Source organism: Bradyrhizobium sp. USDA 3650, from assembly GCF_054057395.1.
Genome location: NZ_JBSRZG010000001.1, coordinates 121,123 through 135,766 on the forward strand (window position 1 = coordinate 121,123; position 14,644 = coordinate 135,766).

Here is a 14,644-nt window from a genome sequence, read left to right on the forward strand (position 1 = left end):
AGGCGCTAGGCCTTCTCCTCCCAGATCATGGCGAGGTGGACGATCGTTTGCACCGCCTTCTCCATGTCCTGCCGGCTGACCCATTCGAGCCGGGAGTGAAACGCGTGCTCGCCGGCGAAGATGTTGGGGCAGGGCAGGCCCATGAAGGACAGGCGCGAGCCATCGGTGCCGCCGCGGATCGCGGTGCGCATCGGGCGCAGGCCGACGCGGCGGATCGCTTCGATGGCGTATTCGAGAATGTGCGGGTGGCGATCGATCACCTGCTTCATGTTGCGGTACTGCTCCCGCACCTCGAATGTGTAGGTCGAGCGCGGAAAATCCTTCATCACGTCCTTGACGATGTTCTCGAGCAGGATCTCCTTTTCCTTCAGCCCGTCCTCGGTGAAGTCGCGCACGATGAAGGAGACCGTCGCCTGCTCCAGCGCGCCCTCGATGCCGATCGGATGCAGAAAGCCCTGCTTGCCTGATGTCGTCTCGGGCGAGCAGCCTTCGCGGGGCAGGCGCTCGACGATGGCGGCGGCGATCTTGATCGCGTGCTCCATCTTGCCCTTGGCATAGCCGGGATGGGCGCTGACGCCGTTGATGGTGATGGTGGCGCCGTCCGCCGAGAAGGTCTCGTCCTCGACGCAGCCCGCGCTCTCGCCGTCCATGGTGTAGCCGAACTCGGCGCCGAGCTTCTTGATGTCGACATTGTCGACGCCGCGGCCGATCTCCTCGTCGGGCGTGAACAGGATCTTGATGGTGCCGTGCTTCACGTCGGGATTGTTGATAAAGAAATGCGCGGCATCCATGATCTCCGCCACGCCGGCCTTGTTGTCGGCGCCGAGCAGGGTGGTGCCGTCGGTGGTGATGATGTCGTTGCCGATCTGGTTCTTCAGCGCCGGATGCTCGGCGAAGCGGATCACCTGGCTGGTGTCGCCGGGCAGCGTGATGTCGCCGCCGCGATAGTTCTTCACGACCTGCGGCTTGACGTTCTTGCCGGTGACGTCGGGCGAAGTGTCCATGTGCGAGCAGAAGCAGATCACCGGCACCTTCTTGGTCGTGTTCGCCGGGATCGTTCCGTAGACGTAGCCGAAGTCGTCGAGATGCGCGTCCTCGACACCCATGGCCTTCAGTTCGGCGGCGAGCACACGGCCGAGGTCCTTCTGTTTCTCCGTCGAGGGCGAGCTCGGGGATTCCGGATCGGACTGGGTGTCGATGGTGACGTAGCGCAGGAAGCGCTCGGTCACGGTATGCGAAAAGGTGAGGGAGGACATTTCTGGTCAAACCGCCGGGTCAGGGGAGAGGGGCGGTATACCAGAAAAGCAGGGCGCGGTGAGGCCGGAGGACGCTGATCAGGCTTAACGAAACGTGAGGGGTCAGATCGCCTCTTTCAGTTCCTTCACCGGGCGAAAAGCGACCTTCTTGCTGGCCTTGATGTGAATGGGCTCGCCGGTGGCGGGATTACGGCCGGTGCGGGCGGCGCGCTTGCGGACCTGGAGGATTCCAAGCCCGACGATCCGGACACGGTCGCCCTTCTTCAGGTGCTTGGTGATCAGGTCGACCATGTCGGTCAGAACGGCCTCAGCGCGCTTCTTCGACAGGTCCTGGCTCTCCGCAATGTCGGCAGCGAGATGCTTGAGCGTGATGGTGGCGGGAGCGGCAGCCTTCTTCGCCGAATCCTTCTTGGCCGAGTCTTTCTTAGCCATGTCTGGCCTCCTCAATCACAGGGGCCCCGGAAAAAACCGCTAAAAGCGTGGGGATCCCTCCAAGTCCTGGAAGGCCTAGACGATTCGGGCTTGGGCTGACTATGGCGCGAATTCTCGACGGATGCCGGCAATCGCCGTCACAGCCGCGAAAGGCGTGTAGAAGTTTGTTCTAAGGCTATGAAGGAATTGCCAAAATGGCGCGAGAGACGGGGCTCGAACCCGCGACCTCCGGCGTGACAGGCCGGCGCTCTAACCAACTGAGCTACTCCCGCGTGGTTCGCTGAAAGCGCGCGGAACGAGGGGGGACTTAAAGGCGGGGCTGGGTGAAGTCAAGGATGTTGCACTTTGCCAGGCCTCGCCGGCTAAGTATTGTTTGGAAAACGAAAAGGCCGCCCGCAGGCAGCCATTGGTCATCCCGGAACAGGGTTGTCAGCGGATCTCCGACGTCCCGGCGCTGGTCACCACGACCGGCTTGCCGGCCTTGATCACGTGGGCGGACTGGGCGGTCTGGCTGTAATCGGTATTGGTGCGGGCTGCGATCCCGAAGCCGGCCACCGTGATGCCGGCCACAAGCGCCACCACCACGATCTTCAGGTGGGTCGCACGATCAGCGGAATGAATGGAGTGGTTCATCTGAGCCTCCCGACGGGCTTTGCCGCCGTCTATGGCTCTTGTTGTAAGGACCGTCTGTTTCCGGATGGTTTCGCGGGTTCCGCAAAATGGTTTCATGAATACGCCCGGTTGGTTTCGCCGGGCTTGCAGGCCTGCACCGGCCTCAGGCGGCCGCCCGGCCGATATCGTCCCGGATCGAGCGCGCCGCCCAAACGAACAGGAGCGCCCCCAGAATGGTCGTGACCGCCGCCGAGAGCAGCGAATAGCGCACGGCGTCGGCGCCGTAAGCGCCCTTCAGGGCGTCATTGACCATGCCCACGGCGAGCGGGCCGACGCCCTGGCCGAAGCAGGTGGCGGTGAGCGCGATGAGGGCGGAGGCCAGCGCCCGCATGCTCGGCTTGGCGACCGTCTGCGCGATCGCGAAGATCGGCCCGAGATGGAAGCCGACCAGGAACGAGGTCAGCGCCAGCATGGCGACCATCATCTTGAAGTCCTGCGTCAGCATGCAGAGCGCGAACACCGGCCCGGCAAGGCCCGAGGTGATGGCCGGTGCCCACAGCTTCCAGCGGTCGTCGCGGCGGCTGATCTGCGCCACCACGAAGCCGCCGAGCAGGGTGCCGGCCATGCCGGCGAGCCCCTTGAAGGTGCCGGCATAGGTGCCGATCTCGGCGCTCGACAGATGGTGCACCCGGGCCAGGAACGGCGGGATCCAGGCTGCGGTCGCGTAGTTCGTGTACGTGGTCAGACAGAAGCCGATCAACACGATGATGAAGCTCTGCTGCGAACCCAGGAAGCGCAGTGTCGGCCCGAGCGGTTCGGGCACGAAATTCTCCTGCATGGCGCCGCGCTTCGGCTCGGAGATCGTCAGCCAGAGGACAATAGCGAGCAGGATGCCGGGCAGGCCCGCGACGTAGAACGCCATCCGCCAGCCATAGTGCTGGTTGACGTAGCCGCCGACGAAATAACCAAGGAAGACGCCGAGATAGGTGCCGACGGCGTAGATGCCGAGCGCGCGCGGACGCTCGTTCTTGGCGAAAAGATCAGCGACGATCGATTGCGAGGCGGGCGAGCCTGCGGATTCGCCGATGCCGACGCCGATCCTCGCCAGCGCCAGCGAGGTGACGCTCGAAGCAGCGCCGCACAACGCCGTCATCGCGCTCCAGAACGCAAAGGCGACGGCGACGATGTTGCGCCGGTTGAGCCGGTCGGCGACGCGCGCGATGGGAATGCCGAGCAGGGAATAGAACAGGGCGAAGCCGAAGCCCGCGAGCAGGCCCATCATGGTGTCGCTGAGCTGGAACTCCTTCTTGATCGGCTCGATCAGCACGTTGAAGATCGTGCGGTCGAGGAAATTCAGCGCGTAGATGATCGTGAGCAGGCCCAGCACGTAATAGCGCCGCGCCGGGGGTTTTGCCGTCGCGGCCGTTTGCACCGACATTTGTGACGTCACATCGACCATCGCTTCCCCCAATTAGTCTTTGTTATCGTTGTCGGTCCAGCTTTGATTGGAGCTGGTTGCTTCACGCGTCGCGGATGTAATTCCCCGCTTCGAATTCGACCGGAGGCGCGCTTGCATCGAACGAGATTCCGATCGGATCGCGGCCTGCTTCCATCGCCTCGAGCTGCTCGCTCAGCATGCGCCGGATCAAGAGGATGCCGCGGTCGCTCTGGCCGAAATGCTCCTCGGAATGGATGGTCTGCGGTCCCTGGCCGACCTGGGCTTCGTAATCGCCCGGAAATTGCTGGTGCTCTTCCTCGGTCATGTCCCACCAGAATTTGCCGTTGAATTTCGAGCGCATGCGGCCGATGTCGCCGGGGTTCTTGACGCGGCCGGCGACGTAGATGCGGAACGAGGTGTCGTCGATCGGCAGCGTCCAGCCGATCGACTCGACGCGGGCGAACTGCGCCACGCGCGGGTTTGGAACGACGCGCAAGGTGGGGAGTGCCGCCTCGGTGACGCGGTAAAACACGCGGCCGTCATCCTGCTTGCGGATCGAGCGCACGGCGATCCCGCGCGGCGTCTTGTCGAACGTCACCTCCGGCATCGACGCCATCATGTTGGTGAATTGCGGACCCGAGAAGGAGCCGTGCAGCACCGGCACGTGGTAGGGATCGACCACGTTCTCGAAATGCTGGAGCCAGTTGCAGGGGATGATCGCGGGACCACCGCCGCCGATCGAGGAATCGTCGGCTTCCACGAACTCGCCGTCGTCCATGGTCTCCAGGCATTGATAGGCCGGCAGCACCGGGCGTTTCTCGGCCGGGCCCATATAGGCGAAGATCAGCCCGTAGCGTTCCTCGACCGGATACCAGGGCTGGCGCACCTTGTCCTTGAACTGGCCGCCCTCGGGCTCGCAGGGCTGCTCCAGGCAACGACCCTCGGTGTCGAACTTCCAGCCGTGATAGCAGCAGCGGATGCCGTCCTCCTCGACCTTGCCATAATAGAGCGTGGTGCCGCGGTGACAGCAGCGGGCGTGCAGCAGGCCGGCGCGGCCATACTTGTCGCGGAACAGCACCAGATCCTCGCCGAGCGCGCGAACCTTTTTCGGGGTGTCGCTGGCATCGCTGATAAGCCCGACCGGATGCCAGTAACGTCGCAGCAGTTCGCCCATGGGCGTGCCGCGCACGACCGAGGTGAGCTCGGTGCGCGTGTGCGGCGGCTTCATCGCATAGGCCGTGCCGAGATCGCGATCCCGCTGGGTGATGCTCATGCTGGTCCTCCCGCAGTCGGCCGTACCGGCCGGGCCTTTTTTGATGCCTTGTGCTAAGTGAAGATTAGATCGATGACAATGTCAACGACTTCCAAATACCTCTTAGTCGCATTCGGATCAGGCTGGGGAGGTTGCGCTACCAAGACTTGGCACGCCGCGGCTTTCTTGGCAGAGGTGGATCATGAGTCAGACATCAAGCAGGGCCGGGCGCGCATCGTCCGATGCGGACGAAACTCAGTCGCCGGCGCCGATCACTGTCATGCTGTCGTCGCGGCTGATGGTGCTGGCCAATTTGCTCAAGCGCGGCGCCATCTTGCGCTACAAGCGTCTCGCCGGATTGTCCTCGGTCGAGTTTGGCCTGGTCGCCTCGCTCGGCCGGCGGCCGCCGATGAGCGTGGCGCGGCTTGCGGAAGCTGTCGGCCAGGACAAGGGGCAGATCAGCCGCGCGCTTGCGGAACTCGTCTCGCGCAAGCTGATCGCGAAATCAGCGAACCCGAAGGACAGCCGCGAGGTTCTGGTCTCGCTGACCGCAACCGGTCTTGCGGCGCATGATGCGATCGTCGCCGGTGCGCAGGAGCGCAATCGGCGTTTGCGCGAACATCTGAGCGAAGCCGAGTTCGAGGCGCTGCTGCAGCAGGTCGATCAATTGACGAAGATCGCCGCCGAGCTGCTCGAGAGCGAGAAGATTTCGCGCTGACGTTCCGGCAATCCCGGAACATGTTGGATCGCTTCAAGAACCCTTCCAAGACTCTTTCTAAGACTCTTTCTAAGAGGCTTTCAATTAGGGAATTCGCGCGCGCTCCCCTAAGCGTCACCGCAAGCGCCTGCCGTCATGGGACTGACGGCATGGGCAAATCAAAACACGCAGTTTTGGGGTTGCGCGTTGAACAGTCTTGGAATGCTGCGGTCGGCCGTATTGGCGACCGCATCCGCTTGGGTTTTGCTGCCGCAGGCATCGCTTGCACAATCTCCTGCGCAGAGTGGCGCGCAGAACATTCCGTCGGTCACCGTCACCGCGCCGGAAGCGCGACGCCGGGCGGCGCCCTCCGTCCAGCGCCGCGCGCCGCGATCATCCCAGCAGACCGCTGACCGAAGCAAGCCGCAGCCGCAGCCGCAGCGCAATGTCGGTTTCGTGGAAACCCCGCGCGGCCCGGTGCACGGCTACGTCGCCGGCCGCAGCTCGTCCGGCACCAAGACCAACACGCCGATCATGGAGACGCCGCAGGCGGTGTCGGTGATTGGCGCGGAGCAGATCCGCGACCAGAAGCCGAACAAGCTCGACGAGGTCCTGCGCTATACCGCCGGTGTCCGCGCCGGGACCTTCGGCGCGGACACGCGCAACGACTGGTGGCTGATCCGCGGTTTCAAGTCCGACGAAGTCGGACTGTTCCTCGACGGCATGCAGCTGTTCTCCACGTCCTATGCGACCTGGAAGCTTCAGACGCCCAACATGGAGCGCGTCGAGGTGCTGCGCGGTCCGTCGGCTGTGCTCTATGGCGGATCGAGTCCGAGCGGCATCGTCAACGTCATCAGCAAGATGCCGCCCGCGGAGCCCGTCCGTTTCATCGAGACCGGCGTCAACAATTTCGGCAACGCCTATGTCGGCTTCGATGTCGGCGGTCCGGTCGCGACGAGCTCTGAGAACGGCAAGCTGTTCTACCGCGTCGTCGGCCAGGTCCAGAACGGCCCCACGCAGGTCAATTTCACCCCGGACAACAATTACTTCATCGCGCCGTCGGTGACCTGGAAGCCGGACGCCGACACGACGTTCACGGTACTGGCTTCAGCTTCCCGGCAGGAAACCCGTGGCATCAACTTCCTGCCCTATGAGGGCACGGTGACCAACGCTCGGTTCGGCAAGATCCCGACCAGCTTTTTCGCCGGCGATCCCAGCGTCGACAAGTTCACGCGCGAGCAGGAGATGCTGGGCTACCAGTTCGAGCGCAATCTCACCGACGATTTGACGTTCCGGCAGAATGCGCGCTTTGCCCATGTCGACGTGACCTATCGCGGCTACGTCGGCAACAACTGGGCCGACATCAACACGGCCAGTCTCGGTCGCTATAATTGGTATGCGAAGAACACCGCAAACCAGGCCAATCTCGACAATCAGCTGGAGTACCGCTTCAACACCGGCGCGGTGCGGCATACGATGCTGTTCGGGGTCGATTTGAAGGGCTACCAGATCGACGACTATCAGGCTTTCAACTTCGGCACCGTCCCTTCGATCAACGTCTTCAATCCCGCCTATGGATTTGACATTCCGTTGACGGGCGCACCGTTCCGCAACTTCCAGATCACGCAGAAGCAGGCCGGCACCTATCTTCAGGACCAGATGAAGCTCGGCAACTTCACGCTGGTGCTGAGCGGCCGCAACGATTGGGTCGAGACGACGCAGGCTGCCCGCGATACCGGCGCCACGCTTGCCAGCCGCGACGACAGCAGGTTCAGCGGGCGCGCCGGGCTGATCTACAATTTCGACAACGGCATCGCGCCCTATGTGTCTTACGCCACGAGCTACAATCCGATCATCGGCCTCAACGCGCAAAACCAGCTGTTCCTGCCGGAGACCGGCCAGCAGACGGAAATCGGCGTGAAGGTCGCGCCGCGGGGATTTGACGGCTACTTCACCGCCTCGGTGTTCGACCTGAAGCGCCAGAACGTGGCAACCACCGATCCCGTCGTCACGACCTTGCAGAACCAGACCGGCGAGGTGACCTCGCGCGGCATCGAGCTCGAAGCGGTGGCGAACGCCACGCGTGAGCTGAAGCTGATCGGCTCGTTCACGGCCTACCATTTGTTCAACAGCAGGGATCTGGATCCGGCGCTGGTCGGCAAGACCCCGACCAACACGCCTGAGCTCCTGGTGTCCGGCTGGGCGGACTACACCTTCAAGGACGGGCCGCTCGCGGGGTTCGGCTTCGGCGGCGGTGTCCGCTATGTCGGTTCGTCGTGGGCGGATACCGCCAATACCCTCGAAGTTCCCGCGGTCGTGCTCGGCGATCTCGCGCTCCACTACGAATGGCAGAACTGGCGCACCGCACTGAACGTGGTCAATCTGACCGACAAGATCTACGTCGCGAGCTGCGCGGCGGCGTCCTCCTGCTTCTACGGCGACCGCCGGCGCGTCACCGCCAGCGTCTCCTACAAATGGTGAGGCAGATGACGAGAACAGGCGAGGGAAGGCCATCGTGAGAGCCTGACCGGCTCGTCACCCGGCTTCCACCACGAGATCGATGAGCTCGCGGGCAATGCCCCCCGGCCCGAAGCTCATGCGAGCGCGGCGCGCGACAATCCAGCCACGTCGCCGCCGCGCTCGCCACCGATTTCCGCCGCGGCGGACGCGGGCGCCGCCCGCCCGACGCATTCGCCAGACGGGCCCGGGTCCGACCGCGATGCATGGCTCCCGGATCGCTCTCCCAATAATGGGCGCGCCTGTCCTCGTCGTCATCTGGACTTTGCTGCGCCGCGGCCTAGATAAAGCGAGCCTTCCCAACAACGGACGTCACGGCCCAGCGGGTGTGGACTGATCGAGGCGCCCTTGCTGGGGCTGTCGATCTGCTCCATACCAGCCGCGGGGTGATTCCGGGATTTCCACCGTTCTGAGGGCGACAAAGGGCCTAAAAAGAGCGTGTCTTGCGCCCATTGGTGCACTGCGCTAAGGCTCAGAACAATTCCAAACTGGACGAATCCGTGGCTGTCCCGAGGCTGCGGGAAAAAGGGCTCGCCAATGAGCGGCATTCTGCAGAACTATCTTCCACTCGTCGTCTTCATAGGGGTAGCGGGCCTCATTGGCCTGGTGCTGCTGATCGCGCCGTTCATCGTGGCGTTCCAGCAGCCGGACCCGGAAAAGCTGTCGGCGTATGAGTGCGGTTTCAACGCCTTCGACGACGCCCGCATGAAGTTCGACGTCCGCTTCTATCTGGTCGCCATCCTCTTCATCATCTTCGACCTCGAGGTGGCGTTCCTGTTTCCCTGGGCGGTGGCGTTCGGCAAGCTTGGCGCGACCGGTTTCTGGTCCATGGTGGTGTTCCTTGGCGTGCTGACGGTCGGGTTCGCCTATGAATGGAAGAAAGGCGCACTGGAATGGGATTGAACCCTGTGTCATCCGCCGGTCCGGTTCTCGCGCCGGCCCCCAAGGGCATCCTGGACCCGTCGACCGGCAAGCCGGTCGGGGCCAATGATCCGTTCTTCCTCGAGGTCAATTCGGAACTGTCCGACAAGGGCTTCTTCGTGGCCGCGACCGACGACCTCATCACCTGGGCGCGCACCGGCTCGCTGATGTGGATGACCTTCGGTCTTGCCTGCTGCGCGGTCGAGATGATGCAGGTCTCGATGCCGCGCTACGACGTCGAGCGCTTCGGCTTCGCGCCGCGCGCTTCGCCGCGTCAGTCGGACGTGATGATCGTCGCGGGGACCCTGACCAACAAGATGGCGCCTGCGCTGCGCAAGGTCTACGACCAGATGCCCGAGCCGCGTTACGTCATCTCGATGGGCTCCTGCGCCAATGGCGGCGGCTATTATCACTATTCCTACTCGGTCGTGCGCGGTTGCGACCGCATCGTGCCGATCGACATCTACGTGCCGGGCTGCCCGCCCACGGCGGAAGCGCTGCTCTACGGCGTGCTGCTGCTGCAGAAGAAGATCCGCCGCACCGGCACCATCGAACGCTAAGGTTTTACGTCATGGACGACGCCAAGCTCGACGCCCTGGGGCAGACGATCGTTAGCGCGCTTCCGGGCGCCGCCATCGGTCATTCGGTGGCCTTCAACCAGCTCACGGTCGATGTCGAGGTCAGCAAAATCGTCGAGGTGGTCAAGTACCTCCGCGACGACCCGAGCTGCCGCTTCATCAATTTCACCGACATCACGGCCGCGGACTATCCCTCGCGCGAGAAGCGCTTCGACGTGATCTATCACTTCCTGTCACCGACCCTGAACGCCCGGATCCGGCTCAAGGCCCAGGCCGACGAGACCACGCAGGTGCCGTCGCTGATCGAGGTGTTTCCTGGCGCCGACTGGTTCGAGCGCGAAGCCTACGACCTCTACGGCGTGATCTTCGTCGGTCATCCCGACATGCGCCGCCTCCTGACCGATTACGGCTTCGAGGGTCATCCGCTGCGCAAGGATTTCCCGACCACTGGCTTCCTCGAGGTCCGCTACGACGACCAGGAGAAGCGGGTGGTGTACGAGCCGGTCAGGCTCAACCAGGAATTCCGCAAGTTCGACTTTTTGTCCCCGTGGGAGGGCGCCGACTATCCGGTCCTTCCGGGCGATGAAAAAGCGGGGCCGAAGGTCTGATCATGAACGAGCAACCCGAACAGCTTCGCAACTTCACGATCAACTTCGGACCGCAGCATCCGGCTGCGCACGGTGTTCTTCGTCTTGTGCTTGAATTGGATGGTGAGGTCGTCGCCCGCGTCGATCCCCATATCGGCCTGCTCCACCGCGGCACCGAAAAGCTGATCGAGCAGAAGACCTATCTGCAGGCGATCCCTTATTTCGACCGTCTCGACTACGTCGCGCCGATGAACCAGGAGCACGCCTTCTGCATGGCTGCGGAAAAGCTGCTCGGCATCGAGGTGCCGCGCCGCGCGCAGCTGATCCGCGTGCTCTATTGCGAGATCGGCCGCATCCTGTCGCATTTGCTCAACGTCACCACGCAGGCGATGGACGTCGGCGCGCTGACCCCGCCGTTGTGGGGTTTCGAAGAGCGCGAAAAGCTGATGGTGTTCTACGAGCGCGCCTCCGGCAGCCGCATGCACGCGGCCTACTTCCGCGTCGGCGGCGTGCATCAGGACCTGCCGCAGAAGCTGGTCGACGACATCGACGCCTGGTGCGATCCGTTCCTGAAGGTGGTCGAGGATCTCGACCGGCTGCTCACCGCCAACCGCATCTTCAAGCAGCGCAACGTCGACATCGGCGTGGTGTCGCTGAAGGAAGCCTGGGAGTGGGGCTTCTCCGGCGTGATGGTGCGCGGTTCGGGCGCGGCCTGGGATCTGCGCAAATCACAGCCCTATGAATGCTACGCCGAACTGGATTTCGACATCCCGATCGGCAAGAACGGCGACTGCTACGACCGCTATCTGATCCGCATGGAAGAGATGCGCCAGTCCGTGCGCATCATGAAGCAGTGCATCCAGAAGCTGAACGCAGCCGATGGAAAGGGCCCCGTCGTCGTCGAAGACAACAAGGTCGCGCCGCCGCGCCGTGGCGAGATGAAGCGCTCGATGGAAGCGCTGATCCATCATTTCAAGCTCTACACCGAAGGCGTCCACGTGCCGGCCGGCGAGGTCTACGCCGCGGTCGAGGCGCCGAAGGGCGAGTTCGGCGTCTTTCTGATCTCGGACGGCACCAACAAGCCCTACAAGTGCAAGATCCGCGCGCCCGGCTTTGCGCATCTGCAGGCCATGGACCACATCTGCCGCGGTCATCTGCTCGCCGACGTCTCGGCGATCCTCGGCTCGCTGGACATCGTGTTCGGAGAGGTCGATCGGTGATGGCGCAGGCGCCGATCCAGTTTGACCGCGCCTCGGGGGCCCTTGAAGGGGCCAACCTGTGGGAGCGGACGGCTGCCTTGGCGCTGGTGACGGGATCGAAGATCTCCTCGCACTTCTCGCATATGGGCTACATCGCCTGCGCGAACCTGCTGCGGAAGACGCTGCCCGAGCGCAACATCGCGATCAAGCTCAACCCCGACGCCGTGTTCGAATTTCCCTACGGCGACGGCTATTGGAGCAAGCTGCTCAACCGCTCCTACAATTACGAGGACGAGCTGGAGCTGTTGTTCGCCGACTCCATCGACGTGGACTATACGCTGCTCGATTGCGGCGCGAATTACGGCTATTGGTCGGTGCTGGTATCGAGCAGGCCGTTCGGTTCGCACAAGGCGATCGCGATCGAGCCGTCCGGGCAGAACCATCCGAAGCTCGCCAACAACGCCCGCATCAACGGCAGCCGCTTCGAGACCATGAAATGCGCGATCGGCGCGGCCCGTGGCACCGCGCGTTTGTCGGGTACTAAGCACGAGGCCTTCAGCATCGCCGGCGATGCGTCGGCGGGTGGCGAGGACGTGCCGGTCATCGCGCTCGATAATCTGATCGACGACGGCAAGATCGCCGCGACCGGCAAGTACCTGATCAAGCTTGACGTCGAGGGCGTCGAGATCGAGGCGATCAAGGGCGGCGCCCGGCTGCTCCAGGCCGACAGCGTCGTCATGTGCGAGGAGCACGGCAGCGACCGCTCGCATGCGGTCTCGCGCTACATCCTCGAACACACCCCGCTGAAGCTGATCGTCTACGATCCCAGCACAAGGCGTATGGAGACGGTGACCGAGCTGTCGATCCTCGACCGCATCAAGGTCTCGACCCACGTCGGCTACAATGTTTTCGGCACCGCAAGCGCATTCTGGCAGGACAGGATCAATGCCCTGAATGCGAAAACCGCGCGCCGCGTGCAGTGAGAGATTGAAGAGATGTCCGTTCGCCGATTAGCACCGAAGGAAGTCCAGCCCGCGAGCTTTGCGTTCACGGAGGAGAACCTCGCGTTCGCCAAGCAGCAGATCGCGAAATATCCGGCCGGCCGGCAAGCCTCCGCGGTCATCGCCATTCTCTGGCGCGTACAGGAACAGCACGACGGCTGGGTCTCGGAGGCCGCGATCCGCGCCGTCGCCGACATGCTCGACATGCCCTATATCCGCGTGCTCGAGGTCGCGACCTTCTACACGATGTTCCAGCTGGCCCCGGTCGGCAAGAAGGCCCACGTCCAGGTCTGCGGCACCACGCCGTGCCGCCTGCGTGGCGCCGAGGATCTAATCCACGTCTGCGAGCACCGCATCCATCACGAGCCCTTCCAGCTCTCCAAGGACGGCAATTTCAGCTGGGAAGAGGTGGAGTGCCTCGGTGCCTGTGTGAACGCGCCGATGGTGCTGATCGGCAAGGACACCTATGAGGATCTGACCAAGGAAAGCTTCGGCAAGGTGCTCGACGGCTTTGCCTCTGGCAATCCGCCCAAGCCCGGTCCGCAGAACGGCCGCCAGTTCTCGGCGCCGACCGGTGGGCCGACCACGCTGAAGGAGATCACCTGATGCGTGATCTCTCGCCGCCAGTTGAAGGGAGCAGTGTTGTGAAGAAGTGGGGCTTCGTCGCAATGCATTCCGCCGTGGCGGCCACGTTCATTTTCCTGCTTCAGCGCTTCGCTCTGAACGCGTCGCTGGAATCCAGTCTGCTCTGGGCGCTGACCTTTGCCGTCTGCGCCGCCGGGCTTGCCTACAAGCAAGCCAACCGTTGATCGGAAAGCACTGACATGCTCGAGGACAAGGACCGCATCTTCAAGAACCTCTACGGCCTCCACGATTGGGGACTCGAGGGCGCGCGGCGCCGCGGCGCCTGGGATGGTACGAAGAACATCATCGACAAGGGCCGTGACTGGATCATCAACGAGATGAAGGCGTCGGGGCTGCGCGGCCGCGGTGGCGCCGGCTTCCCGACCGGCCTGAAATGGTCGTTCATGCCGAAGGAATCGACCGACGGCCGGCCGAGCTATCTCGTCGTCAACGCCGACGAATCCGAGCCCGGGACTTGCAAGGATCGCGAGATCATGCGGCACGATCCGCATCTCCTGATCGAGGGCTGCCTGATCGCGAGCTGCGCGATGAACGCGCATGCCTGCTACATCTATGTCCGCGGCGAGTTCATCCGCGAGCGCGAGCATCTCCAGGCGGCGATCGACCAGGCCTATGAGGCCAAGCTGGTCGGCAAGGACAATGTCAACGGCTGGCCGTTCGACATCTACGTCGCCCACGGCGCCGGCGCTTACATCTGCGGCGAGGAAACCGCGCTGCTCGAGAGCCTCGAAGGCAAGAAGGGCCAGCCGCGCCTGAAGCCGCCGTTCCCGGCCAATGTCGGCCTGTACGGCTGCCCGACCACCGTCAACAATGTCGAGTCGATCGCGGTTGCGCCGGACATTCTGCGCCGTGGCGCGGCGTGGTTCGCCGGCATCGGCCGTCCGAACAATGTCGGCACCAAGCTGTTCTGCATCTCCGGCCATGTCGAGCGGCCCTGCAACGTCGAAGAGGCCATGGGCATTCCGTTCCGTGAGCTGATCGAGAAGCATTGCGGCGGCGTCCGCGGCGGCTGGGACAACCTCAAGGCCGTGATCCCCGGCGGCTCCTCGGTGCGCATGGTGCCGGCCGAGCAGATCATCGACACGCCGATGGATTTCGACAGCTTGAGCAAGCTGCGCTCGGGCCTCGGCACCGCGGCCGTGATCGTGATGGACAAGTCCACCGACTTGATCCGCGCCATCGCCCGCATCTCCTATTTCTACAAGCACGAGAGCTGCGGCCAGTGCACGCCGTGCCGCGAGGGCACCGGCTGGATGTGGCGCGTCTTGACCCGCATGGCCGACGGTCGCGCCCACAAGCGCGAAATCGACATGCTGCTGGAAGTCACCAAACAGGTCGAAGGCCACACCATCTGCGCGCTCGGCGACGCGGCGGCGTGGCCGATCCAGGGCCTGATCGCGCATTTCCGTCATGAGATCGAAGCGCGCATCGACGAATATTCGCACAAGGCCGACATCGACGATGCCGGCGTCCGCGATCCCGTGAACATGGTCGCGGCGGAGTAGAGAC

15 protein-coding genes and 1 tRNA gene are annotated in these 14,644 nt (G+C 63.6%); 10 read left to right on the forward strand and 6 right to left on the reverse strand.

The features are described from left to right. Positions 1-5: 5 nt before the first annotated feature. The 6 genes from pepT to ACVIN2_RS00615 all read right to left on the reverse strand — a co-directional run bounded on the left by pepT (position 6) and on the right by ACVIN2_RS00615 (position 5,011). Entirely contained in the window at positions 6-1,256 is a 1,251-nt protein-coding gene (pepT, locus tag ACVIN2_RS00590) for a peptidase T (RefSeq protein WP_456764089.1), read from the reverse strand. A 102-nt stretch (positions 1,257-1,358) separates the two neighbouring features. After that, complete coding sequence (locus ACVIN2_RS00595) at positions 1,359-1,688, reverse strand: HU family DNA-binding protein (protein WP_007603525.1); 330 nt, start codon at positions 1,686-1,688, stop codon at positions 1,359-1,361. A gap of 195 nt (positions 1,689-1,883) precedes the next feature. Beyond that, positions 1,884-1,960: transfer RNA gene (locus ACVIN2_RS00600), tRNA-Asp, on the reverse strand. Positions 1,961-2,117: 157 nt separating this feature from the next. After that, complete coding sequence (locus ACVIN2_RS00605; protein WP_456764090.1) at positions 2,118-2,321, reverse strand: hypothetical protein; 204 nt, start codon at positions 2,319-2,321, stop codon at positions 2,118-2,120. Between the two features lie 142 nt (positions 2,322-2,463). Beyond that, positions 2,464-3,759 carry a spinster family MFS transporter gene (locus ACVIN2_RS00610; protein ID WP_456764091.1) on the reverse strand — a complete coding sequence of 432 codons (1,296 nt, stop codon included), beginning with the start codon at positions 3,757-3,759 and terminating at the stop codon, positions 2,464-2,466. Positions 3,760-3,820: 61 nt separating this feature from the next. After that, positions 3,821-5,011, reverse strand: a complete 1,191-nt coding sequence (locus ACVIN2_RS00615; RefSeq protein ID WP_456764092.1) for a Rieske 2Fe-2S domain-containing protein — start codon at positions 5,009-5,011, stop codon at positions 3,821-3,823. A 181-nt stretch (positions 5,012-5,192) separates the two neighbouring features. Between ACVIN2_RS00615 and ACVIN2_RS00620 the strand changes: the two genes are divergently transcribed. From ACVIN2_RS00620 to nuoF, 10 genes are all read left to right on the forward strand, one after another. Continuing rightward, positions 5,193-5,708: a MarR family winged helix-turn-helix transcriptional regulator gene (locus tag ACVIN2_RS00620; RefSeq protein WP_456764093.1), complete on the forward strand. Its 516-nt coding sequence runs from the start codon at positions 5,193-5,195 to the stop codon at positions 5,706-5,708. Positions 5,709-5,909: 201 nt separating this feature from the next. Next, entirely contained in the window at positions 5,910-8,168 is a 2,259-nt protein-coding gene (locus ACVIN2_RS00625; protein ID WP_456769616.1) for a TonB-dependent siderophore receptor, read from the forward strand. Positions 8,169-8,741: 573 nt separating this feature from the next. Next, on the forward strand, positions 8,742-9,107 hold the full coding sequence (locus tag ACVIN2_RS00630; protein WP_007603535.1) for an NADH-quinone oxidoreductase subunit A: 366 nt from the start codon (positions 8,742-8,744) through the stop codon (positions 9,105-9,107). Beyond that, positions 9,098-9,685 (forward strand): NuoB/complex I 20 kDa subunit family protein, encoded by a 588-nt coding sequence (locus ACVIN2_RS00635; RefSeq protein ID WP_007603537.1) that lies wholly within the window; start codon positions 9,098-9,100, stop codon positions 9,683-9,685. Before ACVIN2_RS00630 ends, ACVIN2_RS00635 begins: the two co-directional genes overlap by 10 nt. Before the next feature lie 11 nt (positions 9,686-9,696). Next, positions 9,697-10,311, forward strand: a complete 615-nt coding sequence (locus ACVIN2_RS00640; RefSeq protein ID WP_085384778.1) for an NADH-quinone oxidoreductase subunit C — start codon at positions 9,697-9,699, stop codon at positions 10,309-10,311. A gap of 2 nt (positions 10,312-10,313) precedes the next feature. Then, positions 10,314-11,510 carry an NADH-quinone oxidoreductase subunit D gene (locus ACVIN2_RS00645; RefSeq protein WP_247356280.1) on the forward strand — a complete coding sequence of 399 codons (1,197 nt, stop codon included), beginning with the start codon at positions 10,314-10,316 and terminating at the stop codon, positions 11,508-11,510. Continuing rightward, positions 11,510-12,472 (forward strand): FkbM family methyltransferase, encoded by a 963-nt coding sequence (locus ACVIN2_RS00650; RefSeq protein ID WP_456764094.1) that lies wholly within the window; start codon positions 11,510-11,512, stop codon positions 12,470-12,472. The genes ACVIN2_RS00645 and ACVIN2_RS00650 overlap by 1 nt, the downstream gene beginning before the upstream one ends. Positions 12,473-12,484: 12 nt before the next feature. After that, positions 12,485-13,096, forward strand: a complete 612-nt coding sequence (gene nuoE, locus ACVIN2_RS00655) for an NADH-quinone oxidoreductase subunit NuoE (protein ID WP_456764095.1) — start codon at positions 12,485-12,487, stop codon at positions 13,094-13,096. After that, entirely contained in the window at positions 13,096-13,299 is a 204-nt protein-coding gene (locus ACVIN2_RS00660) for a hypothetical protein (RefSeq protein ID WP_026232874.1), read from the forward strand. Before nuoE ends, ACVIN2_RS00660 begins: the two co-directional genes overlap by 1 nt. Before the next feature lie 15 nt (positions 13,300-13,314). Then, positions 13,315-14,640, forward strand: a complete 1,326-nt coding sequence (nuoF, locus tag ACVIN2_RS00665; RefSeq protein WP_456764096.1) for an NADH-quinone oxidoreductase subunit NuoF — start codon at positions 13,315-13,317, stop codon at positions 14,638-14,640. Positions 14,641-14,644: the final 4 nt, after the last annotated feature.